We start from the raw sequence: 26,732 nt of genomic DNA, 5'->3' as shown, positions 1-26,732 counted from the left end.
CTCAGGTAGTCAGCTGGAATAGCCCGCCTTACTCTGTGGTTGAACGGAAAACTATCGTCTTTTTGCTGAGGAGAACCAGTGGCCACCGAAGTACGGGTACCGACGATCCTTCGTGAATTCACGGGTGGCGAGAAGGCCGTTACGGCTGAAGGTCCGACCCTCCAGGCGATCATCGCCAACCTCGATGCGAACTATCCAGGCATCGGTGGGCGGCTCATTGATTCCAGCGGACTGCGTCGATTTGTGAACGTCTATCTCAATGACGAAGATGTGCGCTTCCTGGACGGGCTCGACACCGCCGTCACTGATCGTGATGCCATCACCATTCTGCCTGCCGTAGCTGGCGGCTGAAACTCACGACCTTGAGATTCGATTCCCTTCTTGACTCGGTAGGCCACACCCCGCTCGTGGGCTTGCCACGGCTTTCTCCCTCGCCTTCAGTGCGGCTGTGGGCCAAGTTGGAGGATCGCAATCCCACTGGTTCGGTCAAGGACCGCGCGGCGCTCAACATGATTCGCCAGGCGGAGGCCGAAGGGCGAATCAAGCCCGGGATGACCCTGCTCGAGCCCACTTCCGGCAACACCGGAATTTCGCTCGCGATGGTTGCCAAGCAGCATGGCTACAAGCTGATCTGTGTGATGCCGGAGAACACGTCAATCGAACGCACGCAATTGCTCACCATGTGGGGCGCCCAGATCATCACCTCGCCAGCTGCGGGTGGTTCCAATGAAGCAGTACGCATGGCCAAAGCACTTGCTTCGGAGCACCCAGACTGGGTGATGCTCTACCAATACGGCAACCCGGCCAATGCGCAAGCGCACTTCGACACGACCGGTCCAGAACTGCTCGAGGATCTGCCAACGATCACTCACTTTGTTGCGGGTCTGGGAACTACTGGCACATTGATGGGCGTTGGCCGCTACTTCCTTGAGAAGAAGCCTGATGTGCAGATCATCGCCGCAGAGCCCCGCTATGGCGAGCTTGTCTACGGCTTGCGCAATCTCGAAGAGGGCTTCATCCCTGAACTCTATGACGCCTCGGTCCTGTCGACTCGATTCTCGGTTGGACCCATGGATGCGCTTCGCCGCACCCGGGAACTACTCGAAGTTGAAGGAATCTTTGCTGGCATCTCGACCGGTGCAATCCTGCACGCCGCCCTCGGCGTGGCTGCAAAGGCGGAACAGGCAGGCCAAGAAGCTGATATCGCTTTCATCGTGTGTGATGGCGGCTGGAAGTACCTCTCCACAGGAGCCTACGAAGGAACTCTGGACGAGGCCGAAGCGGCCATCGACGGCCAGCTCTGGGCTTAGAACACCAATTCTTGCCTCACCATTGCTGAGCGTTGTCGTTAATCGTGGATGAGACGGTAACCCCAACTCGTCACGCCATCGTTGGCATAACCGCGAGCCGCGTAGAACTGGATGGCTTCGTCATTGCCATCACGCACTTGAAGATTCACTTTTGGACATCCTCGGGCCAGCAGAAGCTCTTCAGCAACTGTCATGAGTTGCGATGCGATCCCTTGTCGGCGGTGGCTCGGGGCCGCCGCCAGGTAGTTGATCCAACCGCGATGCCCGTCAAAGCCGACCATCACTGAACCGACAATCGACTTGTCTGCTTCAAGCACGAGAAGGCCCCATGGCGAATCCGACAACTTCCGATCGATGTCTAGGCCAGGATTGTTCCAAGGGCGGGTCAACTCACAGGCTTCCCAAAGTGCGATCAAGGCGTCGCGATCATGGCTTTCAAATTGACGAATTTCCATTGGAAAACACTACCCACGCCTTGCCTGCAACTGTGCGATCACGGATTCTGTTTGAACCATGCGGTAGCTGACTTGGTGTTGACCATGAGCAAGATCAACAGGCTGATGAAGATTGCAAACCAGCCGTAAGGCAGGCGGAAGAAGCCGAAGACGATATTGATTACCATGAAAATGCTGATGATTGTGTGCGCGGTTGCCGATCCGATCAAGGTCATCTTGGTCAGCCAGAAGTAGATCAAGCCCAGGAAGATCGACATCGCGCCGTACATGATCAGCGAAAAGGTCGGGATAGTGTGCGTGACGCCGTAGACGTCGTCCATCGTCGGGTTGTCCCCAATGCTGGAGATGATCGCGATGAAGCCGATGGTCAGATTCCAAAGTGCGGCGATGACTGTCAGAAGGGCAACAATCATCACGCCGATCGGTCGACGAACGGTGGCAGGTGCAGGCATGTGATCCCTTTGTTAAGGCGCTCAAGCTAAGGGGTCTGAGCATGTGACCACGTTCAGCCTAGGGAACACTTCGTGGATCCCTTGGATCTTGGCCGTAGTCTTGTCAGGTTATGGCTGACGCTCCTATTGGCATCGTCGACTCAGGAGTCGGGGGCCTCACGGTCGCTCGCGCGATCCTTGATCAACTGCCCCATGAACCGATCTTGTATGTCGGTGACACGGAGCGAGGGCCATATGGGCCTCGCCCAATCGCAGAGGTTCGGCAGTTCGCCCTCGAGATCATGGATCGCCTTGTTGACGATGGCGTCAAGTTGCTCGTGATTGCGTGCAACTCGGCGAGTGCTGCAACCCTTCGCGATGCGCGCGAACGCTACGAGGTGCCTGTCGTTGAGGTTGTGCACCCCGCAGTGCGCAGGGCCGTTGCGGCAACACGCAATGGGCGCATCGGTGTCATCGGCACTGAGATGACGATTACCTCTCGTGCGTATGAAGATGCCTTCGCAGCAGCCCCTCAGTTGCATATTGTTTCCGCAGCTTGCCCAGCGTTCGTTGAGTTCGTTGAAGCAGGTGTGACGTCAGGTACGCATCTTCTCGAAGTGGCACATGCATATCTGGACCCATTGCATGAAGCAGATGTCGACACTCTCGTTCTTGGTTGCACTCACTACCCACTGCTCACGGGCGCGCTGTCATTTGTGATGGGAGAGTCGGTCACCTTGGTGTCCAGTGCTGAAGAGACAGCCAAGGATGTGTATCGCACTCTCGTGGCTCACGATTTGGTACGCGATCCCGAGCTGGAGGAACCGCTCCACAGTTTCGTGGCGACCGGAGATCCAAGCGACTTCGAGCGACTGGGCCGACGATTCCTCGGCCCTGAGATCGGCTCAGTCGGCCACTTCGGCTAGCGCCAGTGCCTTCGTCAATGGGAGGCATAGAGTTCCGTCCCATGACTTCTGTAACTCCCCGCTCAGATGGCCGCGCCGATGATCAACTTCGACCGATCTCATTTGAGCGTGGCTGGTCGGAGCAGGCCGAGGGCTCGACTCTGATTTCCTTTGGTCGCACCAAAGTGCTGTGTACCGCCTCGTTCTCGCCGGGGGTGCCTCGCTGGCTCAAGGGCAGCGGCAAGGGCTGGGTAACTGCCGAATACGCAATGCTGCCGCGCGCAACAAATGAGCGAAATGATCGAGAATCGGTGAAGGGCAAGCTTGGTGGACGCACCCAGGAGATCTCTCGGCTGATCGGGCGCAGCATTCGCGCAGTCGTCGACATGTCAAAGCTTGGTGAGAACACCATCCTGATCGACTGCGATGTCCTGCAGGCCGATGGTGGCACGCGAACTGCCGCAATCACCGGCGCTTATGTGGCCTTGGTCGACTCGATCAATTGGGCGATCGAGAAGGGTCACCTCAAGGCTGATCCGATGATTGACTCAGTTGCTGCAGTGAGTGTCGGCATCATCGATGGCATGCCCCGCTTGGATCTTCACTATGACGACGATGTGCGAGCAGAGACCGACATGAACATTGTGATGACCGGTGACGGGCGTTTCGTCGAGGTCCAAGGCACCGCCGAGGGTGAGCCCTTCGACCGCGCCCTTCTTGATCAACTGCTGACTCTTGCAAGCAATGGGTGCAAGGACCTCACAGTCTTGCAGCACGCTGCACTGGCAACGAACCTTTAGCCCTCATGTCAGTTCAGTTAGTGCTCGCGAGTAGAAACACGCACAAGATCGTTGAGATGCGCCGCATCCTGATAGAGCTTGGGCTGGATATTGAACTCGTGGGAACAGATGAATATCCCGATCTTCCTGACGTTGACGAGATTGGCTCCAGCTTTGCCGCCAACGCGCTGCTGAAGGCTCGGGAGGTCTGCGAATACACCGGGCTTCCTGCCATTGGTGATGATTCGGGGCTCTGCGTCGATGCATTGAATGGCCTGCCCGGCATCTACTCAGCGCGCTGGGCAGGAACTCACGGTCATGATGCTGAAAACCTCAAGCTGCTCATTGCCCAACTGGATCACGTGCCGGCCAATCGACGCGGTGCTGCCTTCCATTGCGCGGTGGCCATTGCGACACCGCAAGGCGATGAGCGGATTGTCGAGGGCATCGTTGAAGGCAGGCTCATCGGTGCGCCTCGCGGAACCAATGGATTTGGCTATGACCCGATCTTCGTTCCAAACGGCTGGGTGATCACGACTGCAGAGATGAGCGCTGAAGACAAGGACGCGATCAGCCATCGTGGTCGAGCATTGCGCGCGATCGCTCCGGTGCTGGCCGAATTACTGCCAAATGTCGTTCGGTCCTAGATCGATCCGCATGCTCAGCGGGGTATGGAAGGGACTTTGGTCACTGATGCGTGGGGACGACTTTGCTGCATGATGGGCTGATGACCCAATCGCGGAAGGGGTAAGCATGGAAACCGCGAGTCAAGAGGCACCCGAAGCGCAGCCCATTCGCGTCTTCTTGCTTGACGATCACGAGATCGTGCGTCGAGGCGTCCGCGATTTGCTTGAAGCAGAGGCTGATATTGAAGTAGTCGGCGAGGCATCGAGCGCCGAACAGGCGCTCAGGCGCGTGCCCGCACTCAGCCCTGATGTGGCGGTGCTGGACGTGAGACTGCCAGACGGCAATGGAGTGACGGTTTGCCGAGAACTTCGCTCACGGATGCCAACGCTGCAATGTTTGATGCTGACATCCTTTGCCGACGACGAAGCCATGCTGGATGCGATCATGGCGGGCGCCTCAGGCTATGTGCTGAAGCAGATTCGAGGTACCGATCTTGTCTCCGCTGTTCGTACCGTTGCTGGCGGGGAAACACTCCTTGACCCGCGCACTACGACCAGCATCCTGGAGAGCATGCGGCAGAAGACCGAGTCGGCTGGTCCGATGGGGCGACTCACTGAGCGGGAAAAGGAGATCCTTGCGCTTATCGGTGAGGGGCTTACGAACAGACAGATCGGTGAGCGACTCTTTCTTGCCGAGAAGACCGTGAAGAATTATGTCTCGGGGCTGCTAGCAAAACTGGGCATGGAGCGTCGAACTCAAGTTGCAGTGCTCGCGACAGAAATGCGACGCGGCGGCCAGTGACAGGCGCAGCAGTCGTGGATTCGCAGTGGAGCCCAGCCTGAGGTGAAGCCTCGGGACTGGCTGGCTATTGCTCCATTGCTCTCAGGGGCACGCACCAGAGCAGACGCGTGCCGCCCTCGTCTGGATTGACAATCAGGCACGTACCGCCCAGAGCAGCGGCTCGCGCGGAAAGATTTGCCAGCCCACTCCGGCGTGCAGTAGTAGGAATGCCGACGCCGTTGTCGACAATCACCACTTGCAGTTCATCTGTGGTTGCGGCGATTGTGACTTGGACCCGACTGGCGGCGGCATGACGCGCGACATTGGACAAGCCCTCGACTAGAACCGCTTCGACTTGAGCAGTCACATGGGCTGACACAACGGCGTCGACTGGGCCTTCGAACTGCACGGTGGGCATTGCTCCGAGCGATTCAGCAGCTGCCTGAGCGACTTCCAAAGTTCGTGACCGCAGACCTGATGGTCGGTTGCCTTCCTGGGAATAGTTCTGAAGGGAATAGATCGCTGTACGAATCTCTCGAATGGTGGTGTCCAGTTCATCGACCACGCGATGAATGCGTTCAGAGGCGATAGGGCTGTCAACAAGCCGGGTCGAGGACTCAAGAGCCATGCCGGATGCGAACAATCGCTGGATGACCAAGTCATGCAAGTCGCGAGCGATTCTGTCGCGATCCTCCGAAAGCGCGATTCGCTCCGCACTACTCCTGGCTTCAGCAACGCGAAGCGCAAGAGTCGCCTGATCGGCAAATCGATGAAGCAGCGCCGTCATCGTTGCGATGTCCTCTTCGGTGCTTTCAGACGAAAGCACGATTCCTATGACGACATCTGGGGCACCGTCGCGGGAGATCTCGGCTAGGGCTACGGCAGGGCTGCTTCCCACGCGGTTGCCGTCGTTGCTGACCAGCATGTCCTCACCTGTGAGGATGGCGAATGTCTGCGAATTCGGTGCCACAGCTCGAAGATGTGAGCCAATGATCTCTCGGTCGGAACCTTGAGTTTGCGGCGACAGCAACTCGGTCGTCATGTCGGCTGCTGCAGCAAGCCATCGCTCTCGCAAACTTCCGGCCTCGTGCAGGCGAGCATTGGCAATGGCCATGCCAGCCGCTGCGGCAAGTGCTACGACCACTCGCTCGTCATCCTCGTTGAACACCCCGCCGCGCTTTTCGGTCAAGTAGAGATTTCCGAACACTTCATCGCGCACTCGGATCGGGACGCCGAGAAATGTCCGCATGAGTGGATGGTTTGGCGGGAATCCGAATGAGTCATCGCTGGCCGTGAGATCGGATAGACGCAGCGGGAAGGGCTCTTGAATGAGCAAACCCAGCACCCCTTGTCCGCTCGGAAATTGGCCCACGGTGGCAATCTCATCTTCCGTCATGCCCACCGTGATGAACTTAACCAGCCGATGCGAGGTGGGGGAGGATAGGACGCCCAAGGCGCCGTACTCGGCGTTGACGAGTTTGGTTGCGGCATTGACGATCTGCCGCAAGACCGCATCGAGGTTCGACTCGCTGCCCACAGAGATGATGGCGTCGATGAGTTCGCTTGGGAGTTGGTGAGTGGGAGAACTGTCCATCGCGCGCTCCTTCGCCCCTCGGATGTCAAGGATTTGTGCGGGAGGCGGGACTTGAACCCGCACGTCCGAAGACACAGGTTCCTAAGACCTGCGTGTCTGCCATTCCACCACTCCCGCGTGGAAATGCAAGTCTAGATCTGGCTAGCTGAGTTTCAGATCGCGCATCAACTTGGCGACATGACCAGTGGCCTTCACGTTGTACAGCGCGTGTTCGATCTTGCCGGTCGGGCTGATGATGAAAGTCGATCGAATGACGCCAACGACAGTCTTTCCGTAGAGCTTCTTCTCGCCGAACGCTCCATACTTCGTGAGCACTTCCCTGTCGGGATCAGACAGCAGAATGATCTTGAGGTCGTCACGTTCACGGAACTTGGCGAGCTTCTCTGGCTTGTCGGGCGATATGCCGATCACGACGTAGTCACTCTTGTCGAAGACTTTGAGATTCTCGGTGAAGTCGCAGGCCTGCTTTGTGCAGCCAGGCGTCATTGCTGCGGGGTAGAAATACAGCACGACTCGCTTGCCCTTGAATTGAGACAGGCGAACTGTCTCGCCCTGGTCGTCTTTGAGGGCGAACGCGGGTGCTGTGTCCTTGGGTGCCAGAGCCATGGTTGAACTGTATTGCGCTCTTGCTGCGATGGCTGCTCCAAGCGCCATTTAGCGGACGACTGGCGCAAGTGCGCTTGCGCCCGTGTGGGCATCAAGCCCAGCGGAGCGACGAAGACCGCGCGTACCTGTGATTGCGAGCACGACGATGAAGAGTGCTGCGCCAACGAGCACGATCATCGTGCCTGACGGAACTCCTGCGTAGTAGCTGAGGTACATGCCGACTAGTCCGCATACAAGCCCGATCACCGTGCTGTACGTCAGCATGCGGCCAAACGAATCGGTGAGCATGCGCGCGATGACGGCAGGAATGACCAGCATTGCCGCGACAAGGGTGACGCCGATGATGGTCAGGGTCGCCAGGATTGCTAGCGAGAGCACGATCATGAGCATCGCTTCGATCCTGGAGACGTTCACACCGGAGACCGCGGCTACTTCAGGGTCGAAGGTGCTGAACAGCAGCGCGCGATATCGCAGAAAAACGAATGCTCCGGTCAGAATGCAGACGCCGATCAGCCCATATATCTGTTGCGCACTGATACCAAGAATGCTGCCAAAGAGCGCGTTCTCAAACGATGGTCCACTCGTGCCAAATTTAGCGAACAGGGCAACGCCGAGAGCAAAGGATGCTGTGGTGATCACGCCGATTGCCGCATCCGCCCCGAGCCGGCTTCGCTTGGTGACTGCAGTGATCGCCAGAGCCGACGCGATGCCCCACAGACCAGCACCGAGGATGTAGAAGTTCGCGGCAAACAGCTGAGCGGCGGCAAATCCACCGAAGATTGAGTGGGACAGGCCGTGACCGATGTAACTCATTCCGCGCAGCACGATGTAGACGCCGATGAAGCCGAGCAATGCACCTGACAGGCCCGCGACGAGCAGACCCTTTTGAAAGAACGCGTATTGGAGTGGTTCTAAGAGAGTATGCATTTAGACCGAACCTTCGATTGCACCGATGTGCGGACCCTCTTCGACAACGATGCGCATGCCGAGGTGCTCAAGTACTTCCATGCGTGCACCAAAAGTCTGTTCAAGCACGTCGGGAGTCATCACGTCATTGGGTGTCCCCGATGCGACGATTCGCTTGTTCACACAAACTAAGTGGGGCAGATGAGCGGCGATGCCGTTGAGATCGTGAGTGGTCAGCACAATGGCAACGCCCTCCTCGTGCAAGTCCGCGAGCAGATGCAGAACGTCGTGTCTGGTTGAGACGTCGACCCCACTTGTTGGCTCGTCCAGCAACATGATCTGTGGCTGCCGCAAGAGTGCGCGAGCTAGAAACATTCGTTGCTGCTGGCCACCTGAGAGTTCGCGAATGTGCCGATCAGCGAGCTCACCGATGCCCAGCCGTTCAAGCACTGCGCTGACTTGAGCCTTTTCCGGCATACTTGCCCAGGGCAGTTGATTGGCGGATTTACGGGACATCAACACGCATTCACGCACCGTGACGGGAAAGTTCCAGCTCACCGTTTCCAATTGCGGCACATAGGCCATCCGCAATCCCTCGGACTGGCTTATGCGGCCTTTCATCGGCTTCAAGGTCCCTAGGAGTAGTCGCAGGAGCGTTGTCTTGCCTGCTCCCGATGGCCCGACGATTCCGGTGAATTGGTCCTCGTGAACGTGGAAGTTCACATCGCTCAGAACGGGGTGGTGCGTATAGCCGGCGTCGACTCCGTCGAGCTGGATGAGTTCGGGACCCTCACCAATTCCTGTCACTGCGGGTATACGGCTGTGTCTGGAGTTGATGGAACGGTGTTGAGGGCATCAAGATTCGTTGTTGTGCCGCCCAAGCCCTTGATCATGGTCATGTAGTCATACTTCATGAGTCCGATCCAGGAATGGTCAGCCTCGCCGGGAGTGCCAGGAAGATCGTCGTCGCGTAGGGATTCCTCGTAGCGCGCGCCGGTAGCGCGACCGATCTCTTCGAGCACTGACGACGGGAACACTTCTGAGCCAAAGATCGCCGGCACTTTCTGCCTCTTGACCTGTTCGATCAGGTCGGCTACTTCTGCAGGAGTTGGGTCAGAGAAGTTCTTTGGTTGCACTGCTCCAATGATTGTCCAACCGAAATCCTTCGCGAAGTAGGCGTAGGCGTCGTGGTACGTCAGGAGTTTGAGCTTGCCCGCAGGCACGGTCTTTTGATCTGCGCGCAGGGCGTCAGCCAAGGCAGTGGCCTGTGTGTCGAATTCCTTGTAGTTGGCCTCGTAGTAGGCGGCGTTTTTCGGATCGCGCTTGGTGAGCTCATCTCGAATAACGGCCGCGTACTTGTTTGCGAACAGCGGGTCGGTCCACAAATGTGGATTGGGCTTTCCTTCATTCTTGGGAAAGGAGTAGTCGTAGATGTACTCCGATTCGGGCAGAGTCGCAGAACCGATTTCGATGAGATCTGCACCCTGCTTCATATTCTCTCGAGCCAATTCTGCCGTTGGATCTTCAAGTTTGAGTCCATTGACAAAGATGACGTCCGCCTTGCTCAGAAGTTCGGCTACCTGCGGGGCGGGCTCATAGGTATGGCTGTTGGTTCCCTCAGGAACGATTCCCTCGACTGAGACTTTGTCTCCGCCGATGCTTGATGCAATCGACGTGATCGGCGAAACCGTGGTGGCGACCAACAGCTTGTCTGAAGCCGTGGGCGCATCTGTGCTTGAAGAGCAAGCCGAGAGCACGACGGCAACTGAGCCAAGGAGGGCCACCTTGGTGAGGCATCGGCGCATTCTGGCACTCTAATAGCGGTCTTTGCTAATAGCAAAGTATTTGCAGGTACTTCCGCTGTCGAATAACTGACTGTTGAAAGCCTCCTCGCTGGGCAGCGTAGGCTGGGGAATGTGGCCATTGATTCCGTTGAGACCAGTGATCCGGTTCTGCTTGCCTTGATTGCTGACATAGCCGAAGCGCGTCTTGACCTGCTGTCTTCTATCGAGGAACTCAAGAGTGAGCTCACGCCCGCTGCCATGGCCAAGCGCGGGCTCGGTGTGGTCGCCGGGGCCTTCGTCGACGAGGATGGAAGCGTCCGCCCCAAGAGGGTTGCAGCCGTCGCCGGCACTTTGGCCAGTGTCGTGGCACTCAAGGTGCTCGGACGCATTCGGCGCTCCAAGTAAGCGCAATTGTGGGCTCACCCCCATTTGGTGTGACAGGTCCCACCGGCTAAAGTTCTCCCCACAACTAAATACCTCATCCAGAGGGGCAGAGGGATACGGCCCGTTGAAGCCCCGGCAACCTATTTGAAATCTCGCTCGCGAGGCCTTCAAAGTTCGGTGCCAACTCCGACCTGTACACCAGGACAGATGAGCCAGAGAGGCCTCGCAAAGATGACAGCAACATTGGGTACCGACCCAGAACTCGGCTCCGCTCATGCCTTGAAGTGCCGCGAGTGTGGTGCGCTGTACCCACTTGACGCCAGTTACGCCTGCTTTGAGTGTTTTGGTCCCTTGGAAGTGGCTTACCAGCCAAGAAGCATCACCCGCGAGGAGATCGAAGCGGGTCCTCTCTCAATGTGGCGTTATGAAGCACTGCTTCCTGTGGTTCCCGGAGCCGGCCATCGACCAGGCCTGCAACCAGGGTTCACCAAACTTGTGCGTGCTGACAATCTTGCGGCTGCCCTTGGTGCCAAGGCAGTGTGGGTCAAGGATGACTCCGGCAATCCCACTCATTCATTCAAAGACCGCGTGGTTGCTGTTGCCTTGGAAAATGCGCGCCGCCTTGGTTTTGAAACCATTGCTTGCGCCTCGACCGGAAATCTTGCAAACGCAGTTGCTGCAGCTGCTGCACGTGCCGGATTGAAGTCAGTGGTGTTCGTCCCCTCCAATCTTGAGGCGGGCAAGATTGTCACGACCGCCGTGTATGGCGGTGTACTCGTTGCCATCGGAGGCAACTACGACGATGTCAATCGTTTGTGCACCGAGGTGGCCGCAGCGCGCGACTGGGGTTTCGTCAATGTCAACCTTCGGCCCTACTACGCAGAAGGCAGCAAGACCGTTGGCTACGAAATCGCTGAGCAACTCGGATGGCGACTTCCTGACGCGATCGTGTCTCCCATTGCATCGGGCTCCTTGCTGACCAAGGTCGACAAGTCATTTCGTGAGTTCGTTGAACTTGGACTGGTAGCTGATCATCCGACTCAGATCTTTGGTGCCCAGGCAACTGGATGCTCACCGGTTTCGCAGGCCTTCCAGGCAGGTCAAGATTTCGTCAAGCCCGTAAAACCCGACACCATCGCGAAATCACTTGCTATCGGCAATCCAGCAGACGGTCCGTACGCGCTGGATGTCGTACGTAGAACCAAGGGTGCGATTGCTGACGTCACTGATGACGAGATCGTCGAGGGCATCAAGTTGTTCGCCGAAACTGAAGGCATTTTCGCTGAAACCGCCGGTGGAGTCGTCGTTGGCACCTACCGCAAGTTGTTGCGCGAAGGCTTGATCGATCCGGCGGCAGAAGTCGTGCTGCTCAACACGGGCGATGGCCTCAAAACCCTCGACGCCGTCGCACCAACCAGCGGTCCGACTATCACCGTTTCCCCGTCATACGACGAATTTGAAGCTGCTTACACGGAGGTCATCAAATGAGTGCCACAGTCCGCATCCCCACCATCTTGCGCACCTACACCGCGGGGGCAGCCGAGGTGACCGCCGATGGCACGACCTTGCAAGAGGTCATCACCAGCCTTGAAGTCCAGTTTCCCGGCATCGCAACGCGTGTGCTAGATGACAACGGCCAACTTCGTCGCTTTGTGAACGTCTACATCAACGATGACGATGTCCGCTTCATCGATGGCCTGGCATCACCTACCGCTGACGGCGCGCACATCTCGATCATCCCCGCTGTTGCCGGAGGCTGATCAGCCCCTGCGCTTCATCAGCACGTAGATCACGGCAATGGAGATTGCAAGCAAACCAACTCCGGCCACGATCAGTAGCACCGCTGCAGAAGACTCCACGTCAGTGTTGCTGACGAGTGCTGGAGAGGCTGTTGGCACAGGGACTGCGCCTCCATACTCGAATGTGATCGAGTTGTTCACTGGATGGCCGTCTTCTGAGACCACGCGGTAGGCAACCTGGTATTTGCCGGCTGGAAGGCCCACAGGCCACGGAATGCTGAGTTGGTCGCCGGTGGGCGTGACTTTCTGGCTTGAGATATTCAGGCCCTTTTCATCATTGATGGAAACTGTATCCAAATCTGGGATCAGTGCTTCCTCAAAGAAAAATGTGACCGACGCCGGCGCGGCATCGAGAACCGCTCCATTGGCGGGCGTTGATGAGATGAGTTCTGTATGTGCTTGAGCGCTCGCTGCACCAAACCCAAGTATTCCGAGAACTGACAGCGCGATGATGGCAGTGAAACCTGCGAGGCGTGCAAATATTCCGTGCTTCTTCACATTCATGAGATCCGTTCACGAAGGGCTTTTGTTGTCTCGCCTTGGTTACCAGGGCAGTAGAACTCCAGCCGAGCTAGTGGCCGACCGCAATCTGAGCAGGCTCCAGGAACTGGGCGAGCTCAGTGCAGCTGCGGCAAGTGCCATGAATCGACAGGTGTCCCATGTCGACATCGAAGCCATGCTGCGCATGCACCTGGACGCGCAACTCGTTGGCGACGCCTTCACCGATGCACTCTGATTGACTGCAGATATTGCACACAAGGTGGATGTGCTCTGAGCCGTTGACGATGTAGTAACTGGGTGCTCCGTGGCCAAGGTGTGTGTGTGCGACGAGGCCAGCATCCTCAAGAACTTCCAGCGCTCGGTAGATAGTGGAGAGGTTCACGCCCTGGAAGGACTTGTTGACCTCCGACAGAATCTCTTCCGAGGTGGAGTGATGGAGCCGCTCGACCGTCTCAATTACGAGTTGTCGTTGCGGGGTGATGCGGATGTCGTGCTCGCGAAGTTGCTCTCCCCAGTTCATGTGAGGCAGCCTTTCAAACAAGAATATTGCGGTGGATGTATGGCGGTGGGACTAGCCCACGGTGCGCCTTAGCCTTGCGAGGGTGAGCGCGATGATGCTGGCGGTTGCTCGGGCTAGGCCTGAGCGGCGTGACCGGGCGGACAGTCACCGCGAACCGCTGGCAGTCGGAATCCACACATCATGGGGCAATTCTAATTGAGATGGATTCGCAAATGCGAGCAATCCGCTCTGGGCACAATTCGCGCCGCGTTCAGTGCTCGCAGATCCCCACCGCTGGCTAGCTGCTGTGGTCTGCGCCGCCGAGCTGATCGACCGCATGCGCCAGGATCGGCTGGAGCACCTCAAGTGCGTCCCGCACTGCGCCTGGCGAACCGGGCAGGTTGATGACCAGTGTGGCGCCAACCGTGCCCGCTATTCCCCGCGAGAGCATGGCGGTCGGGATACCCCTGCGCAGACCGTCGGCTCGAAGTGCCTCCGGAATCCCCGGTACTTGGCTTTCAATGACTCGAGATGTTGCCTCAGGAGTGGCATCCGTCGGAGTCAACCCAGTTCCGCCGGTGGTGATAATCAGGTCGTAGGTCTTCGCGACACCTGCAAGCAATGCTTCTTCTACTGGTGGACCGTCGCTGACCACCACAGGACCGTCCACTTCGAAGTTCATTGCGCGCAAGCCTGCGACCAGTGCGAGGCCAGAGAGATCCGTACGCACTCCTTGGGCCGCTCGCGTGGAAACGGTGATGGCAAGCGCGCGCGTCACGGGCGTACCCAAGTGCCGGAACGCCCGCCCTCCTTGGATTCCACCTGCAGCGCCTCAACAAACGCAAGGCGATCGACGCCTTTGATCATGTCGATGATCGTGAGCGCTGAAATGCTGGCAGCGGTGAGGGCCTCCATCTCAACTCCGGTTCGGTCGGCAGTGCGAACAGTCGCAGTGATGTCGACGGTGTCGTCACGGATGAAGAGTTCAACTTCGACCCCATGAATGGCAATGGGATGGCAAAGAGGAATGAGTTCAGGTGTGCGCTTGGCAGCCATGATTCCGGCTACCCGTGCCACTGCCAGGGCGTCACCCTTTGGGAGTCGTCCATTGCGCAAGAGTGCAATCGTTGATTCGGCCATTCGGACTCGCGCAGTCGCAGTGGCTTTCCGCACTGCTACTGATTTCTCAGTGATGTCGACCATTCGCGCGTGACCTTCGTCATCAAGGTGCGTGAGTCTTTCCGATGTCAACGAGTCTCCCTTCGCAGATCAATGAATTCAAGTGTGTCACCGGCTTGGACCTGCGTGCATTCGGCGGGCACGATGACGAGGCAGTCGGCTTGCGCGAGTCCGCCGAGAATATGCGAACCTTGCGCGCCCACCTGCCAAGCCGTCATCTTGTCGCCTTGCTCCAAACGTGCGCGCACAAATTGCATCTTGTCCTTTGGTGAAGGAAAAGCTTCGCCGCTGACCACGGTTCCGCTGCTGAACGGCAGTTGCCCGTGACCTTGGAGCAGTCGAATGAGCGGTCGAATGAAGACTTCGAAAGAGACGAGTGCGCTCACCGGATTGCCCGGCAAAGTCACGATCGGTGTTGCCTTCGATCCGATATAGCCGAATCCCTGTGGCATGCCTGGTTGCATCGCAACGCGTTCGAAATTCACAGTGCCAAGGGAGGTGAGCACCTCTTTGACTGTGTCGTATGCGCCCATGCTGACTCCGCCGGTGGTGATGACAAGGTCCGCTTGGCCGGCGGCAGTTGCAAGTGCCTCGGCCAGAGTTGCTGGGTCATCTTCGATGATCGTCGATCGAATGACAGTTGCGCCAAGCTCGCGGAGGCAGAGTTCAAGCATGATGCCGTTGACGTCGCTGATCTGACCAGGCTGCAAGGGCTGGCCGGGTTCTACAAGCTCGCTTCCAGTCGAAAGCAGCGCCACTCTCGGATTGGGGTGCACGAGCACTGTTGCTCGTCCAACTGCTGCAGCTAGGGCGATCGTGCGAGAAGTCATCACTTGTGCCTTGGCCAGCACCACCTGACCCGGCTCGATGTCTTCGCCAATGCTTCGAATATGACTGCCCGCTGGTGAGCGGACCTCGACCACTGGCATCCCGCCGTCAGTGTGTTCCACGCGAACGATGGCATCGGCACCAGTTGGTATTGGAGCGCCGGTCATGATGCGCGCAGCGGTGCCGCTGGTGAGCTCAGACTTAGGCCATGATCCTGCGGGAATGTCCTCGATCACCTGCAACCGAACTGGTTGTTCTTCGCTCGCGGTGAGGACATCCTTCGCCTGAACGGCGTAGCCATCCATTGCGGAGTTTGCGAACGATGGCAACGCCCACCTCGCTGCAATGTCTTCGGCAAGCACGCAGCCATTGGCTGTTGCGAGAGGAATCGCGGATGACGGAAGTGGCTCAATGCCTGCCAAGAGCGAGGCCAGATATTCCTGCGGACTCCGCATTTGGTCAGCGTAGTCGTGCTGCGCACTTGGTCTGCACTTTCGCAATGCCACAGACTGCAGGACTAGCGTGCATCTCGTGAGCGACAAGAGCGGAGTAGTCCACGTGCGGCTGTTCGCCGCCGCGAAAGCAGCAGCAGGCATTGCTGAGATTGATGTCGCGGCCGGCACAATCGGCAGCATCAGTCGTGAGTTGATATCTCAGTTCTCAGCACTCGCATCGATCCTGCCGTCGTGCTCCTTTCTCGTTGACGGTGCGCAACCCCCGCAAGGGGGCGATCTCGCAAGTGTTGGCCGTGGTGCTGTGCTCGACGTGCTGCCACCCTTTGCTGGCGGCTGAGCCTCACCCGCCGATTGCGGACATGGGTCGTGAAGGTTGAAGAAACAGCGGATCGTCAATTCCGTGCCCCGCAAGTTTGGCCGCCACAGATGAGCCAAAGACTCGTGTGATCGCCGAATCGCGCTGAAGTTCATTGAGTTCTGGATTGCGAAGAATGCTGCGCAGATCGGACTCCGAGCGAGCGAACAGGCAATTGCGAACTTGGCCATCGGCAGTGACTCGCAGGCGATCGCAATTGCCGCAGAACGGCTGCGTAACACTGGCGATGATCCCCACGGTTGCCGGACCGCCATCAACAATGAACTCCTCCGCTGGCGCGCTACCTCTGCCCCCGAGGGGTTCAAGTTCAAACGCACCTCGAAGCAGCTCCAGGGTCTCTGCGGCAGTCACCATCGTGGATCGAGACCAGATACCGCCGGCATCCAATGGCATTTGTTCGATGAATCGCAATGACCAATCCTGGGCAATTGCCGTTCGCAGAAGCGCAACAGCTTCAGTTTCGTTCACTCCTCGCATCAGCACGGCGTTGATCTTGAGGGGACGCAATCCAGCTTGCTGAGCCCCTTGGATCCCTGCAAGGACCTCATCCAGACGATCACGCTTGGTGATCTCAGCAAATCGCTTGCGGTCAAGGGTGTCCAGGCTGATGTTCACCCGGGCGAGCCCGGCTTGGGCTAGGGGAGTTGCGAGTGTTGCAAGGAGAAGCCCATTGGTTGTGAGCGCGATTCTTGGGGCGTTCGGAAGCCGGGCGATATCACGCACAATTTCAACGACTTCCGGATGCAGCAGTGGTTCCCCGCCAGTAAGGCGAACTGCGGTCACGCCGTTGTCGACTGCCACGCTGACCACGCGCACGATCTCTGCACGAGTCAGCAGATCGGCTCGTGGAGTCCAGGCGCCAAAATCTTCGGGCATGCAGTAGGTACAGCGCAGATTGCATCGATCGGTGAGTGAGACACGCAGATCGCGATGAACCCGGCCAAAACTGTCCAGGAGAGTCATAGGCAATTCACCCACTCAGTGGTTCCGTCGTCGAAGGTCTGGAGTTTCCAAATAGGCAGAGAGGCCTTGATCTCTTCAATAAGTGCACTGCACGCAGCCAGAGCCGCACCTCGATGCGCAGCAGCGACAACGACGCCCAAGGCCGTCTCGCCGATTGCGAGCTTTCCGGTGCGGTGGACAGCCGCGATGTGCACGCCATCGAAATCCACAGCAATGGTGTTTGCTATCTGTGCCAGGACTTCATCTGCACTGGGATGCGCCTCGTATTCCAGTGAAATCACCTTGCGTCCGTGATCGTGATTGCGCACCCGCCCGACGAAGTTCACCGCAGCGCCGATTTCGTAAGTGAGCACTCGTGATTCGAGTTCGGACATTGAGATAGGGGCGGATGTGACCGCAGTGAAAGGCGCAAGCGTGGCAACTTGACTGTTAATGCGCATCGACGCCATCCCATCCTTCACTTCGTTGATCACCGTGCAGCCCATGGCATGCTCAAGTGGTGGACTCCGTAGGCCAGCCAAAGCAATGGTCTGCAGTCATTCTCGCTGGTGGGCGAGGTTCGCGCATGGGCGGGCAAGACAAGGCGGGCATGACTCTCGGCGGGGTGCCTGCGTTGGAATGGATCCTCAAGGCGCTACCGGATGATGCTGAAGTGATCGTTGTTGCTCCGCAGCGTGAGACTTCCAGGAAGGTGACCTTCTGCCTCGAAGAACCTCGCTTTGGTGGTCCGGTGGCCGCTCTCGCTGAGGCTCTTGAATACGTCACGACCCCGTGGATCGCAGTTTTAGGTGGGGACATGCCGTACGCGGGAGTACTCGCAGTTCGTCTGATTGCCGAGCTCCAGCTCTCCGGAGGATCTGGACTGGTGCCTGTCGATGCCGATGGAAGGCGTCAACCTCTGGGAATGGTTGTTCCAACGCAAAGACTCGCGGATGCCATTGCCAGTTTGCAGCCGGTTTCTGGTCGTGCCATGCATGAACTGACATCGAGGCTCGCTTGTGAAGATCGGCAGATGAACGAGCAAGAGAGTCAATGGCTTCAGGACTTCGACACCGCGACTGACCTCCACGCGCTCCGGACCGCGGGAGGGGTAGCGTCGCTCGGTAGCGCAACATTCGGCAACGCTGCGGCGGACGGAGTTCACATGAGCCTTGAACGATGGGTGCAAGAGCTGCGCGCTGAGCTAGGCGTTGAGGATGAGATCGACATTGATGCGATTCTTGACCTTGCTCGCGTTGCAGCGCACGGAGTGCAAAGGCCGGCCGCGCCATTGACGGCGTACATGCTCGGGATTGCGGTTGCGCGTGGAGTCGATTTCAAGCTAGCCGCCTCAGCGATCGAACTCGCAGCTTCCTCGTGGGAGAAATCCGACGTGGAAGACAGCGACTGAAGTTCCCGCTTCGAAAGTCCTGAACACAGGTCATTGCTCGCCTGCCTGACCAGCGAATTCATGGCCTCAAGCCAAGCAGAACCATCAATCAAACGCATTTCATCAACCTGACATCGCCTGGTTTGCTGTGGTGCGTCCGAATTCTCCCCCGCGTTACACGCCGCAATGCTCCGGGAACATGACGCTCGTAGCGTCCGCGACACCACCTACCGAACGCGGACGAGGAGCGCAGCATGTCAAGTGAGTCGCAGGCACTGATCGATAGTGAAGGAGCAGGAACCCTTGGTCGCTCCGAGGATGAGATCCTCGGGCGCACCTCAGGTCGCTGGGTTCATCATTGGGAACCAGAGGATCAGACCTTCTGGGAATCGATTGGTGCTCGGGTTGCCAAGCGCAATCTCCAATTCTCCATTTATGCGGAGTTCCTCGGATTCTCGGTCTGGCTGCTGTGGAGCGTCATCGCCGTCAAGCTCAACGATGTCGGCTTCGCCTTCAGCGCGGACCAGCTTTTCTGGCTGGTAGCGATTCCAAGCCTGGTCGGCGCCCTGCTTCGACTGCCCTACACCTTCGCGGTACCGAAATTCGGTGGACGCAACTGGACGATCATCTCGGCTCTGCTGCTGGTCATCCCGTGCCTTGGACTTGCCTGGGCTGTCTCGCACCCGTCAACCCCGTTCTGGGCCATGCTGCTCATCGCGGCCACAGCGGGCTTCGGCGGCGGCAACTTCGCCTCGTCCATGGCAAACATCTCCTTCTTCTACCCCGAGAAGGAAAAGGGTTGGGCACTTGGACTCAATGCCGCAGGCGGCAACATCGGCGTTGCCTTCGTGCAGGCGCCGTTCATCATCTCGGCGATCGTGGTGATTGGCGGTGGGCTCACCCTGGCTCGCGCCGGTTGGGTCTGGCTGCCCTTCATCGCGCTGGCCGCGTTCTTGGCCTGGAAGCTCATGGACAACCTCTCAGATGCCAAGGCCGATTTCGCATCCAGCGCCAAGGCAGCCCATCGTTCGAACACCTGGATCATGGCCTTCCTGTACGTCGGAACCTTCGGCTCCTTCATCGGCTTTGCTGCAGCATTCCCGCTGCTCATCAAGACACAGTTTCCTGATATCAATGCTCTGACTTTCGCCTTCATCGGTGCCTTGGTTGGTTCCTTGATTCGTCCTCTGGGCGGTCGTCTCGCTGACCGATTCGGCGGCGCAATCGTGACGATCTTCGCGTTCTTTGTCATGACGCTTGGCGTGCTTGGCGCAATCTGGTCGATCTCGCTGAAGAGCTTCCCGCTCTTCCTCGCAACATTCATCCTGTTGTTTGCGAGCACTGGTATTGCCAATGGCTCGACCTACCGGATGATCCCGGCGATCTTCCAGGCCAAGGCGCTCATCGGTGGCTCGAGCGTGATGCAGGCTCGGCGAGAGTCGGCAGCCGCAATCGGCATCATCTCTGCAGTGGGTGCCTTCGGCGGATTCCTGGTACCTCGCACCTTCGCGTGGTCCACCGGAACCTATGGATCAATGGTTCCTGCGTTCCTGGCCTACACCACTTTGTACTTGGTCATGGCCACCGTGACCTGGTTCTTCTACAAGCGCCCAGGTTCGCTGCTGGCCGAGGCTGGCGTGTGACAACTCTTCAAGAACTGGCAGTCCCTGGGATGCCCGGGACTGCCAGCATGCCCACGCACTGTCCGTACTGCGCTCTGCAGTGCGCGATGAGCCTGACGCCCAAGAGCGATGGCACTTCAGTGACAGTGGAAGGCAGAGATTTCCCTACCAACCGTGGCGCTTTGTGCCAGAAGGGTTGGACCGCAGCAGAACTGCTCAACCACCCCTCTCGGCTGACCGCCCCATTGGTCCGTGAGGTTCGTGGTGATCGCAAATCGCGGTTGATCCCGGTTGACTGGGAGACAGCACTCGACTTGATTGCGGCTGAAGTCGCGGCCATCCAGAAGGCGGATGGTCGCGACGCAATTGCCGTCTTCGGCGGAGGCGGACTCACCAATGAAAAGGCCTATGCGCTTGGAAAGTTCGCTCGCGTCGCTCTGGGGACCTCGCAGATCGACTACAACGGCCGCTTTTGCATGTCCTCTGCTGCTGCTGCCTCGAATGCATCCCTGGGGCTCGATCGAGGAATGCCATTTCCGCTGACAGATGTGCAAGGCGCCGGTGCCGTGCTGCTGATCGGCAGCAATATCGCTGAGACGATGCCGCCGGCCATGCAGCATTTCGAGATCATGCGTGCTTCCGGCGGCCGACTGATCGTCATCGATCCTCGCATTACGCGGACCGCCTTGAATGCCGATCTGCATCTGCAGCCTGCACCCGGTACGGATCTCGCAGTGGCCATGGGCTTACTGCACATCCTGTGCGCGCAAGGTGCGATCGATGAGCAATACATCGCTGAGCGCACGACTGGCTTTGACCAGGTCCGCGCTTCCGTGCAGTCCTATCGACCCGACTACGTCGAAAGAATTACCGGAGTCCCCAGCGCACTGCTGCAGCGAGCAGCTACCTGGCTGGCCGAGCAAGCTCCGTTTCGCCAGGGCCGCGGCAGCATGATCCTGACCGGCCGAGGCGGGGAACAGCACTCCAATGGAACCCAGACCGTGCATGGGTTCATCAATGTTGCCCTCGCTCTTGGACTTCCTGGTGGAAGTAACTCCGGCTATGGCTGTGTCACTGGTCAGGGCAACGGCCAAGGTGGTCGCGAGCATGGGCAGAAAGCCGATCAATTGCCTGGCTACCGGATGATCACCGACCCAGCAGCCCGCGAGCATGTAGCAGGCGTCTGGGGCGTGGAGCCGGACTCGATCCCAGGACCTGGCCGCTCGGCCTTTGAGCTTCTTGATGCGCTTGGACAGCCCGATGGTCCGCGCGCGCTTCTCGTCATGGGATCCAACCCAGTTGTCTCGGCCCCTTCTGCGACCCGCATCACGGAGCGAATCGAAAGTCTTGATCTTCTTGTCGTCGCTGACTTCTTCATGTCCGAGACGGCTGCCCTTGCTGACGTCGTGCTTCCGGTCACCCAATGGGCCGAGGAGACCGGAACGATGACCAATCTCGAAGGCCGGGTCATTCTGCGCCAGCAGGCAGTCACTCCGCCTGTTGGCGTGCGCTCCGATTTGCAGGTCCTGAGCGAACTTGCCCAGCGACTTGGCGCTGGCCAAAGATTCCCGGCAGATGCCTTCCCCACTGAGCCGCAGGTGGTGTTTGCGGAGTTAGGACGCGCCAGTGCAGGGGGTCGTGCCGATTACTCGGAGGTGACCTACGAGCGCATCCTGCAGGAAGGGGGAGTGCTGTGGGGCGGGGATCGAATGTTCGCGCAGGCCTTCCCGACAGCTGATGGTCGGGCTCGCTTTGTCGGCACCAGCTTTACTGGAGTGGCCGAGCCAACGGACAACTCTTATCCGATGACGCTGACTACGGGTCGAGTTCTTGCGCAGTACCAATCAGGAACGCAGACCCGCCGGGTGAGCAGTCTTGTCGAAGCTTCTGGTGAGCCCTTTGTTGAGGTACATCCCGATGTTGCCGCTGACCTGGGCATCGGCGCTGGCGATCACGCACGAGTGACAACCAGACGCGGTTCGGTCTCGGTGTCAGTGCGTATCTCCGCAGCCCTGCGCCCCGACACCATCTTCATGCCCTTCCATTGGGCCGGCGCTGGACGGGCGAACACCTTGACCATCGACACCTTGGACCCGACCTCGAAAATGCCCGAGTTCAAGGCCTGCGCAGCGCGCATCGAACGTGCGGAGCCTCAACTATGAAGCACAAGCGCTTGGTCATCGTTGGCTGCGGGATGGCTGGCACGCGGCTGATGGAAGAGGTTGTGGCTCGCGACCCTGAGGGCATCTGGCAGATCACGATCGTCGGTGATGAGCCTGATGCCCCGTACAACCGGATTCTCTTGTCCGAGGTGCTCGCCGGCAAGCATCAGCAGACGGATCTGGACCTGCTGCCACCAGGCGGAGTCGGTGGCGAACGAGTCATCCAGCTGCTCGACATGCGCGTCATGACCATTCACCGGTCTACGCGCACGGTGCATCTCGCCAATCAGCGCATCCTGAAATATGACGCACTGGTTCTGGCAACTGGCAGCACGCCGATCCTGCCCCCATTGCTGGGATTGCGCGCCGATGACGGCGTGCTCCATGAGCAGTGCTTCCCATTTCGCACCCTTGCCGATTGTCGCGGGATTCTGGAGGCAGCCGAAGGCGCCAAGCGGGCGGTCGTCATCGGTGGTGGCCTGCTTGGCTTGGAGGCTGCTCGGGGCTTGCTTGGCCGAGGCCTCGACGTGGAGATCGTCCACATGGGCGAATGGCTGATGGACACCCAACTTGATAGTGAGGGCGGTGATGTCCTCGGTCGAACTCTGGCGAATATGGGCATCACGACCTATCTCGAGGCACGTGCGCGCGCTATCGAACTCAAACGAGATGGAAGCCTGCTCGGGGTTCGTGTTGCCGATGGGCATGTTCTCGAATGCGATCTCGTCGTTTTCGCTGCTGGGGTTCGCGCCAACACCAGATTGGCCAAGGATTGCCGGCTGGAGGTTGAGCGAGGAATTGTCGTGAACGATCGGATGCAGTCTGAGGATCCGAACATCCTGGCCATCGGTGATTGTGCACAGGCTGATGGAAAGGTCTTGGGGCTCGTTGGTCCAGCCTGGGATCAGGCTGCAGTTGTTGCGCAGAATCTGACTTCGACCTCTGGTGAGGTTTGTTACGAGGGCAGCCGCATCGTCACTCGCCTGAAGGCCAGCGGCATTGAGGTTGCGGCGCTCGGTGAGACCCAGCCGATGCCCAAGGACAGTCAAGGTGAACTTGAGGTTGTCTCGTTCAGTGATTACGCACGGGGGATCTACAAGAAAGTGGTCTTGCGTGATGGTCGGGTGTGCGGCGCGATCCTGTTGGGGGACGTAGCCACAGTCGGCAATCTCATGCTCGCGATGGATCGAGGAACCAAGGTTCCTCGGAACCGACTCCCGCTGCTGTTTGAGGGCTTGACCTCTGCAGGCGAGGTCGATGCGGCTTCTGCTCCAGATGACGCGGTGCTGTGCCACTGCAACAACGTCACGCATGGTCGTGTTCGCGAGGCCATTGCGGATGGTGCTTGCGAGATAGCCGAGGTTGCGCACGCAACCCGGGCCACTACTGGCTGCGGCACCTGCCGTCGTTCCGTCGAAGAACTCATCTCTTGTCATCTCATCGAAAAGGAACCGGCATGAGCATTCACGCGCGCGAAACAGTCGTCGGCCAGCCGATTGAAGGCCTGGCTCCACGAGTTCTTGTCATTGGTCACGGGATGGTTGCGCAACGTTTCCTGGAGTTGATTGACGTGCATGCCGGCCTCCTTTGCGTCGACGTACTGAGTGAGGAGCCGCGCCCCGCATATGACCGGGTCGGGCTTTCGAACTACTTCGTGCATGGCGATGAGCAGAGCATGTCCCTTGCGCCAGAGGGATTCTTTGAATCCCCGCACATTCGCCTGCATCTGGATGAATCCGCAGTCAGCATCGATCGTGAGCAACGGACGGTGTTGACGAGTGAGGGTCGCGAATTCAGTTACGACACCCTCGTGCTCGCCATGGGCTCGGCACCTTTTGTGCCATCGGTGCCTGGCGTCAATGCAGAAGGCGTCTTCGTGTACCGCACTTTGGACGACCTTGAACTCATCCGCGCTCGCGCGCAGGGTGCGCGCACCGGAGTGGTCATTGGCGGAGGATTGCTTGGCCTTGAAGCCGCGAACGCAGTGAGCAGTCTGGGACTCACAGCTCATGTTGTTGAGTTGGCAGAGCGACTCATGCCAGCACAACTCGATCTTGGTGGCGCCACGATGTTGCGTCGGCGGATAGAAGAGATGGGCATTGAGGTCCACCTTTCAACGCAGACACAGCGCATTCTTGAGACCGAAGCCGAAGGTGTCGTCGGGCTTGAAGTGAGCGATGTCGACGGACCACGCGTCATCGTTGCCGAACTTGTTGTCGTCTCGGCGGGGATTCGCCCAAGAGACGCACTCGCGCGAGAGGCTGGACTGGAAATTGGTGAGCGCGGCGGGGTCGTTGTTGATCCGTGGTGTCGCACTTCGGATCCGGCAGTCTTCGCCATCGGTGAAGTGGCATGCGCTGTAGGCAAGACCTGGGGATTAGTTGCTCCCGGATACCAGATGGCCCAAGTTGCGGCTCGACAGATCAAGGCGATGACCGAGGGGCTGGAAGCTGAAACCGGAGATGGATTCCTGGGCGCCGACATGAGCACCAAGTTGAAGTTGCTTGGTGTGGATGTGGCCAGCATCGGCGATGCTCATGCGGCCGAGGTGGGTGCACTTGAGCTGACCTGGAGTGATCCGGTCACGCACATCTACAAGAAAGTCGTCGTCAGTGATGACGGGCTTCGCGTGCTCGGGGCAGTGCTCGTCGGCGATGCAGACGCTTACGACAGCCTGCGTCCGATTGCAGCCTCAGGCGTCGAACTGCCTGGTTCGGTTGAAGCGCTGCTGTTCCCGGCAACTGGCGCAATCGGCATCGGCCCCAACGCTCTACCAGATTCAGCAGCGGTCTGCTCGTGCAACAACATAAGCAAGGGTGAGATCACTGGAGCAGTTGTTGACCTTGGCGCATGCGATGTAGCTGCTATCAAGGCTTGCACCAGAGCAGGTACGAGTTGCGGTTCGTGTGTGCCGATGATCCAGTCGCTTGTTCACTCCACTCTGGAGCGCCAGGGCATCACCGTCGACAAGTCGCTGTGCGAGCACTTCGCCTACACGCGCAGAGAGCTGTTCGACATCATCCGCGTTCGCCAGTTGACGAAGTTCTCGCAAATCATTCGCGAAATCGGGCAGGGTGGCGGCTGCGATATTTGCAAGCCTGTCATCGCTTCAATCCTGAGCACTCAGGCACCGGCACATGTGCTCGAAGGAGAGAACGCAACCCTGCAGGACACCAATGACCACGTCATGGCGAACCTGCAGCGCAATGGCACGTACTCCGTCGTCCCGCGACTTCCTGGCGGTGAGGTCACCCCCGAAGGCCTGATTGCCATTGGCGAGATCGCCCGGGATTTCGGGCTCTACACAAAGGTCACTGGCGGCCAGCGCATTGACATGTTTGGCGCGCGACTGGATCAGTTGCCCGAGATCTGGCGGCGATTGGTAGCCCACGGTTTCGAGAGCGGGCATGCCTACGGCAAGAGTCTGCGCACGGTGAAGAGTTGCGTCGGATCAGACTGGTGTCGCTATGGAGTCCAGGATTCCGTTGGCCTTGCAGTCGAGCTTGAATTGCGTTATCGCGGATTGCGGTCGCCGCATAAGTTGAAGTCGGCAGTCAGCGGATGTGCACGTGAGTGCGCAGAAGCACAGAGCAAGGACTTCGGGGTCATTGCCACGGAAAAGGGTTGGAACCTCTACGTGGGTGGCAACGGTGGCATGCGCCCACGCCACGCCGATCTGCTCGCATCTGATCTGGATACTTCAACGCTGATTCGATACATCGATAGATATCTGATGTATTACGTGCGCACTGCGGAACGCCTGCAGCGGACTTCAGTCTGGCTTGAATCGCTGACCTCTGCGGAGGAATCCGGACTTGCGCATTTGCAGCGTGTCATCATCGAGGACGCCCTTGGACTTGGTGATGAGCTCGAAGCCGATATGGCAAGGCATGTCGGCAGCTACGCAGATGAATGGGCGCAAACCCTTGAGGATCCCGAGAAGTTGGCTCGCTTCCGCACCTTCCTCAACTCCGAGGAGAACGCCGATCCGCTGATTCAGTACGTCCCAAACCGGGCTCAACATCGGCCCGCTGTTGTCAGCGTCGAAATCCCAAGTCGTGATCTGACCGAGGTGGTCGTATGAGTGGTGACTGGAACAGAATCTGCACCTTGATTGAGATGCTCCCAGAGCGTGGAGCGGCCTGCCTGGTTGACGGGTATCAGATCGCGCTTTTTCGCATTGAGGGGGACACTGTCCTCGCAGTTGGAAATTTTGATCCCTTCGCACGCGCTAACGTGATCAGTAGAGGAATAGTCGGGACTCAGGAAGGACGGTGGTTTGTGGCCAGCCCCATGTACAAGCATCGTTTTGATCTGCGCACCGGCACCTGTCACGACTGTGCCGAAGTGTGTCTGCCTGTGTTTCCCGTTCGAGTGGATTCAGGTGTGGTGTACGTGGCAGTCCCTGAGGAGTGACG

30 protein-coding genes, 1 tRNA gene and 1 riboswitch are annotated in these 26,732 nt (G+C 58.6%); of the genes, 16 read left to right on the top strand and 15 right to left on the bottom strand.

Going from position 1 to position 26,732, the window contains the following annotated elements; translation table 11 throughout:
- The first annotated feature begins 78 nt into the window (after positions 1–78).
- Both Q7L55_06635 and Q7L55_06630 read left to right on the top strand, forming a co-directional pair.
- A complete protein-coding gene (locus Q7L55_06635) occupies positions 79–351 on the top strand; it encodes a MoaD/ThiS family protein (GenBank protein MDO8732232.1) in 273 nt (90 codons plus the stop codon).
- An 11-nt stretch (positions 352–362) separates the two neighbouring features.
- Positions 363–1,310 (top strand): cysteine synthase, encoded by a 948-nt coding sequence (locus Q7L55_06630; GenBank protein ID MDO8732231.1) that lies wholly within the window; start codon positions 363–365, stop codon positions 1,308–1,310.
- Between the two features lie 38 nt (positions 1,311–1,348).
- Here Q7L55_06630 and Q7L55_06625 read toward each other — a convergent pair whose 3' ends face one another.
- Both Q7L55_06625 and Q7L55_06620 read right to left on the bottom strand, forming a co-directional pair.
- Entirely contained in the window at positions 1,349–1,765 is a 417-nt protein-coding gene (locus Q7L55_06625; GenBank protein MDO8732230.1) for a GNAT family acetyltransferase, read from the bottom strand.
- A gap of 38 nt (positions 1,766–1,803) precedes the next feature.
- Positions 1,804–2,217, bottom strand: coding sequence for a hypothetical protein (locus tag Q7L55_06620; protein MDO8732229.1), 414 nt, complete (start codon positions 2,215–2,217; stop codon positions 1,804–1,806).
- Positions 2,218–2,327: 110 nt separating this feature from the next.
- Here Q7L55_06620 and murI point away from each other — a divergent pair, with 110 nt between their 5' ends.
- The 4 genes from murI to Q7L55_06600 all read left to right on the top strand — a co-directional run bounded on the left by murI (position 2,328) and on the right by Q7L55_06600 (position 5,308).
- On the top strand, positions 2,328–3,122 hold the full coding sequence (gene murI / locus Q7L55_06615) for a glutamate racemase (protein MDO8732228.1): 795 nt from the start codon (positions 2,328–2,330) through the stop codon (positions 3,120–3,122).
- A 41-nt stretch (positions 3,123–3,163) separates the two neighbouring features.
- The gene (gene rph / locus Q7L55_06610; GenBank protein ID MDO8732227.1) at positions 3,164–3,901 is read left to right on the top strand and encodes a ribonuclease PH; all 738 of its coding nucleotides are present in this window, start codon (positions 3,164–3,166) and stop codon (positions 3,899–3,901) included.
- Positions 3,902–3,906: 5 nt separating this feature from the next.
- Complete coding sequence (gene rdgB / locus Q7L55_06605; GenBank protein ID MDO8732226.1) at positions 3,907–4,527, top strand: RdgB/HAM1 family non-canonical purine NTP pyrophosphatase; 621 nt, start codon at positions 3,907–3,909, stop codon at positions 4,525–4,527.
- 106 nt (positions 4,528–4,633) lie between these two features.
- Positions 4,634–5,308: a response regulator transcription factor gene (locus Q7L55_06600; GenBank protein ID MDO8732225.1), complete on the top strand. Its 675-nt coding sequence runs from the start codon at positions 4,634–4,636 to the stop codon at positions 5,306–5,308.
- A 64-nt stretch (positions 5,309–5,372) separates the two neighbouring features.
- On the opposite strand, the gene Q7L55_06595 is transcribed toward Q7L55_06600, so the two are convergent.
- The 6 genes from Q7L55_06595 to Q7L55_06570 all read right to left on the bottom strand — a co-directional run bounded on the left by Q7L55_06595 (position 5,373) and on the right by Q7L55_06570 (position 10,198).
- Positions 5,373–6,881, bottom strand: coding sequence for a GAF domain-containing protein (locus Q7L55_06595; protein ID MDO8732224.1), 1,509 nt, complete (start codon positions 6,879–6,881; stop codon positions 5,373–5,375).
- A 36-nt stretch (positions 6,882–6,917) separates the two neighbouring features.
- Positions 6,918–6,998, bottom strand: a tRNA-Leu gene (locus tag Q7L55_06590).
- Positions 6,999–7,022: 24 nt separating this feature from the next.
- The gene (gene bcp / locus Q7L55_06585; protein MDO8732223.1) at positions 7,023–7,487 is read right to left on the bottom strand and encodes a thioredoxin-dependent thiol peroxidase; all 465 of its coding nucleotides are present in this window, start codon (positions 7,485–7,487) and stop codon (positions 7,023–7,025) included.
- Positions 7,488–7,535: 48 nt separating this feature from the next.
- Positions 7,536–8,414, bottom strand: coding sequence for a metal ABC transporter permease (locus Q7L55_06580; protein MDO8732222.1), 879 nt, complete (start codon positions 8,412–8,414; stop codon positions 7,536–7,538).
- Positions 8,415–9,200, bottom strand: coding sequence for a metal ABC transporter ATP-binding protein (locus Q7L55_06575; protein ID MDO8732221.1), 786 nt, complete (start codon positions 9,198–9,200; stop codon positions 8,415–8,417).
- Positions 9,197–10,198: a metal ABC transporter substrate-binding protein gene (locus Q7L55_06570; protein MDO8732220.1), complete on the bottom strand. Its 1,002-nt coding sequence runs from the start codon at positions 10,196–10,198 to the stop codon at positions 9,197–9,199. The genes Q7L55_06575 and Q7L55_06570 overlap by 4 nt, the downstream gene beginning before the upstream one ends.
- 111 nt (positions 10,199–10,309) lie before the next feature.
- On the opposite strand from Q7L55_06570, the gene Q7L55_06565 reads away from it, so the two are divergent.
- The 3 genes from Q7L55_06565 to Q7L55_06555 all read left to right on the top strand — a co-directional run bounded on the left by Q7L55_06565 (position 10,310) and on the right by Q7L55_06555 (position 12,321).
- Positions 10,310–10,582: a DUF3618 domain-containing protein gene (locus Q7L55_06565; GenBank protein ID MDO8732219.1), complete on the top strand. Its 273-nt coding sequence runs from the start codon at positions 10,310–10,312 to the stop codon at positions 10,580–10,582.
- Between the two features lie 70 nt (positions 10,583–10,652).
- Positions 10,653–10,775, top strand: a riboswitch (SAM riboswitch).
- The gene (thrC, locus tag Q7L55_06560) at positions 10,769–12,049 is read left to right on the top strand and encodes a threonine synthase (protein MDO8732218.1); all 1,281 of its coding nucleotides are present in this window, start codon (positions 10,769–10,771) and stop codon (positions 12,047–12,049) included. (Overlaps the previous riboswitch by 7 nt.)
- A complete protein-coding gene (locus tag Q7L55_06555; protein MDO8732217.1) occupies positions 12,046–12,321 on the top strand; it encodes a MoaD/ThiS family protein in 276 nt (91 codons plus the stop codon). The genes thrC and Q7L55_06555 overlap by 4 nt, the downstream gene beginning before the upstream one ends.
- Here Q7L55_06555 and Q7L55_06550 read toward each other — a convergent pair whose 3' ends face one another.
- From Q7L55_06550 to Q7L55_06530, 5 genes are all read right to left on the bottom strand, one after another.
- On the bottom strand, positions 12,322–12,858 hold the full coding sequence (locus tag Q7L55_06550; GenBank protein ID MDO8732216.1) for a copper resistance protein CopC: 537 nt from the start codon (positions 12,856–12,858) through the stop codon (positions 12,322–12,324).
- Between the two features lie 73 nt (positions 12,859–12,931).
- The gene (locus tag Q7L55_06545; GenBank protein ID MDO8732215.1) at positions 12,932–13,381 is read right to left on the bottom strand and encodes a Fur family transcriptional regulator; all 450 of its coding nucleotides are present in this window, start codon (positions 13,379–13,381) and stop codon (positions 12,932–12,934) included.
- A gap of 277 nt (positions 13,382–13,658) precedes the next feature.
- Positions 13,659–14,150 (bottom strand): MogA/MoaB family molybdenum cofactor biosynthesis protein, encoded by a 492-nt coding sequence (locus Q7L55_06540; GenBank protein MDO8732214.1) that lies wholly within the window; start codon positions 14,148–14,150, stop codon positions 13,659–13,661.
- Entirely contained in the window at positions 14,135–14,611 is a 477-nt protein-coding gene (moaC, locus tag Q7L55_06535) for a cyclic pyranopterin monophosphate synthase MoaC (protein MDO8732213.1), read from the bottom strand. The genes Q7L55_06540 and moaC overlap by 16 nt, the downstream gene beginning before the upstream one ends.
- On the bottom strand, positions 14,608–15,822 hold the full coding sequence (locus tag Q7L55_06530) for a molybdopterin molybdotransferase MoeA (GenBank protein ID MDO8732212.1): 1,215 nt from the start codon (positions 15,820–15,822) through the stop codon (positions 14,608–14,610). The genes moaC and Q7L55_06530 overlap by 4 nt, the downstream gene beginning before the upstream one ends.
- Positions 15,823–15,898: 76 nt before the next feature.
- Between Q7L55_06530 and Q7L55_06525 the strand changes: the two genes are divergently transcribed.
- A complete protein-coding gene (locus tag Q7L55_06525; protein MDO8732211.1) occupies positions 15,899–16,159 on the top strand; it encodes a MoaD/ThiS family protein in 261 nt (86 codons plus the stop codon).
- A 3-nt stretch (positions 16,160–16,162) separates the two neighbouring features.
- Here the strand turns inward: Q7L55_06525 and moaA are convergent, their stop codons facing one another.
- Both moaA and Q7L55_06515 read right to left on the bottom strand, forming a co-directional pair.
- On the bottom strand, positions 16,163–17,161 hold the full coding sequence (moaA, locus tag Q7L55_06520; protein MDO8732210.1) for a GTP 3',8-cyclase MoaA: 999 nt from the start codon (positions 17,159–17,161) through the stop codon (positions 16,163–16,165).
- Positions 17,158–17,601 (bottom strand): molybdenum cofactor biosynthesis protein MoaE, encoded by a 444-nt coding sequence (locus Q7L55_06515; GenBank protein MDO8732209.1) that lies wholly within the window; start codon positions 17,599–17,601, stop codon positions 17,158–17,160. Before Q7L55_06515 ends, moaA begins: the two co-directional genes overlap by 4 nt.
- A 59-nt stretch (positions 17,602–17,660) precedes the next feature.
- Here Q7L55_06515 and Q7L55_06510 point away from each other — a divergent pair, with 59 nt between their 5' ends.
- The 6 genes from Q7L55_06510 (at position 17,661) to nirD (ending at position 26,730) form a co-directional block, all read left to right on the top strand.
- Positions 17,661–18,551, top strand: a complete 891-nt coding sequence (locus Q7L55_06510) for an NTP transferase domain-containing protein (GenBank protein ID MDO8732208.1) — start codon at positions 17,661–17,663, stop codon at positions 18,549–18,551.
- 233 nt (positions 18,552–18,784) lie between these two features.
- Complete coding sequence (locus Q7L55_06505) at positions 18,785–20,173, top strand: NarK family nitrate/nitrite MFS transporter (protein MDO8732207.1); 1,389 nt, start codon at positions 18,785–18,787, stop codon at positions 20,171–20,173.
- 29 nt (positions 20,174–20,202) lie between these two features.
- The gene (locus tag Q7L55_06500; GenBank protein MDO8732206.1) at positions 20,203–22,314 is read left to right on the top strand and encodes a molybdopterin oxidoreductase family protein; all 2,112 of its coding nucleotides are present in this window, start codon (positions 20,203–20,205) and stop codon (positions 22,312–22,314) included.
- Entirely contained in the window at positions 22,311–23,774 is a 1,464-nt protein-coding gene (locus tag Q7L55_06495; GenBank protein ID MDO8732205.1) for an FAD-dependent oxidoreductase, read from the top strand. Before Q7L55_06500 ends, Q7L55_06495 begins: the two co-directional genes overlap by 4 nt.
- Entirely contained in the window at positions 23,771–26,398 is a 2,628-nt protein-coding gene (gene nirB / locus Q7L55_06490) for a nitrite reductase large subunit NirB (protein MDO8732204.1), read from the top strand. Before Q7L55_06495 ends, nirB begins: the two co-directional genes overlap by 4 nt.
- Positions 26,395–26,730 carry a nitrite reductase small subunit NirD gene (nirD, locus tag Q7L55_06485; protein ID MDO8732203.1) on the top strand — a complete coding sequence of 112 codons (336 nt, stop codon included), beginning with the start codon at positions 26,395–26,397 and terminating at the stop codon, positions 26,728–26,730. The genes nirB and nirD overlap by 4 nt, the downstream gene beginning before the upstream one ends.
- Positions 26,731–26,732 lie beyond the last annotated feature (2 nt).

Source organism: Actinomycetota bacterium (assembly GCA_030650795.1).
Classification (GTDB): domain Bacteria; phylum Actinomycetota; class Actinomycetes; order S36-B12; family S36-B12; genus UBA11398.
This window is presented reverse-complemented; position numbering and strand designations above follow the sequence as displayed.

Bases quoted from the DNA above. Each gene is read 5' to 3' on its own strand.
- Q7L55_06625 (MDO8732230.1), bottom strand. From the start codon at position 1,765: ATGGAAATTCGTCAATTTGAAAGCCATGATCGCGACGCCTTGATCGCA.
- Q7L55_06620 (MDO8732229.1), bottom strand. From the start codon at position 2,217: ATGCCTGCACCTGCCACCGTTCGTCGACCGATCGGCGTGATGATTGTT.
- murI (MDO8732228.1), top strand. From the start codon at position 2,328: ATGGCTGACGCTCCTATTGGCATCGTCGACTCAGGAGTCGGGGGCCTC.
- rph (MDO8732227.1), top strand. From the start codon at position 3,164: ATGACTTCTGTAACTCCCCGCTCAGATGGCCGCGCCGATGATCAACTT.
- rdgB (MDO8732226.1), top strand. From the start codon at position 3,907: ATGTCAGTTCAGTTAGTGCTCGCGAGTAGAAACACGCACAAGATCGTT.
- Q7L55_06600 (MDO8732225.1), top strand. From the start codon at position 4,634: ATGGAAACCGCGAGTCAAGAGGCACCCGAAGCGCAGCCCATTCGCGTC.
- Q7L55_06595 (MDO8732224.1), bottom strand. From the start codon at position 6,881: ATGGACAGTTCTCCCACTCACCAACTCCCAAGCGAACTCATCGACGCC.
- bcp (MDO8732223.1), bottom strand. From the start codon at position 7,487: ATGGCTCTGGCACCCAAGGACACAGCACCCGCGTTCGCCCTCAAAGAC.
- Q7L55_06580 (MDO8732222.1), bottom strand. From the start codon at position 8,414: ATGCATACTCTCTTAGAACCACTCCAATACGCGTTCTTTCAAAAGGGT.
- Q7L55_06570 (MDO8732220.1), bottom strand. From the start codon at position 10,198: ATGCGCCGATGCCTCACCAAGGTGGCCCTCCTTGGCTCAGTTGCCGTC.
- thrC (MDO8732218.1), top strand. From the start codon at position 10,769: ATGAGCCAGAGAGGCCTCGCAAAGATGACAGCAACATTGGGTACCGAC.
- Q7L55_06555 (MDO8732217.1), top strand. From the start codon at position 12,046: ATGAGTGCCACAGTCCGCATCCCCACCATCTTGCGCACCTACACCGCG.
- Q7L55_06545 (MDO8732215.1), bottom strand. From the start codon at position 13,381: ATGAACTGGGGAGAGCAACTTCGCGAGCACGACATCCGCATCACCCCG.
- Q7L55_06530 (MDO8732212.1), bottom strand. From the start codon at position 15,822: ATGCGGAGTCCGCAGGAATATCTGGCCTCGCTCTTGGCAGGCATTGAG.
- moaA (MDO8732210.1), bottom strand. From the start codon at position 17,161: ATGACTCTCCTGGACAGTTTTGGCCGGGTTCATCGCGATCTGCGTGTC.
- Q7L55_06515 (MDO8732209.1), bottom strand. From the start codon at position 17,601: ATGCGCATTAACAGTCAAGTTGCCACGCTTGCGCCTTTCACTGCGGTC.
- Q7L55_06505 (MDO8732207.1), top strand. From the start codon at position 18,785: ATGTCAAGTGAGTCGCAGGCACTGATCGATAGTGAAGGAGCAGGAACC.
- Q7L55_06500 (MDO8732206.1), top strand. From the start codon at position 20,203: ATGCCCGGGACTGCCAGCATGCCCACGCACTGTCCGTACTGCGCTCTG.
- Q7L55_06495 (MDO8732205.1), top strand. From the start codon at position 22,311: ATGAAGCACAAGCGCTTGGTCATCGTTGGCTGCGGGATGGCTGGCACG.
- nirB (MDO8732204.1), top strand. From the start codon at position 23,771: ATGAGCATTCACGCGCGCGAAACAGTCGTCGGCCAGCCGATTGAAGGC.
- nirD (MDO8732203.1), top strand. From the start codon at position 26,395: ATGAGTGGTGACTGGAACAGAATCTGCACCTTGATTGAGATGCTCCCA.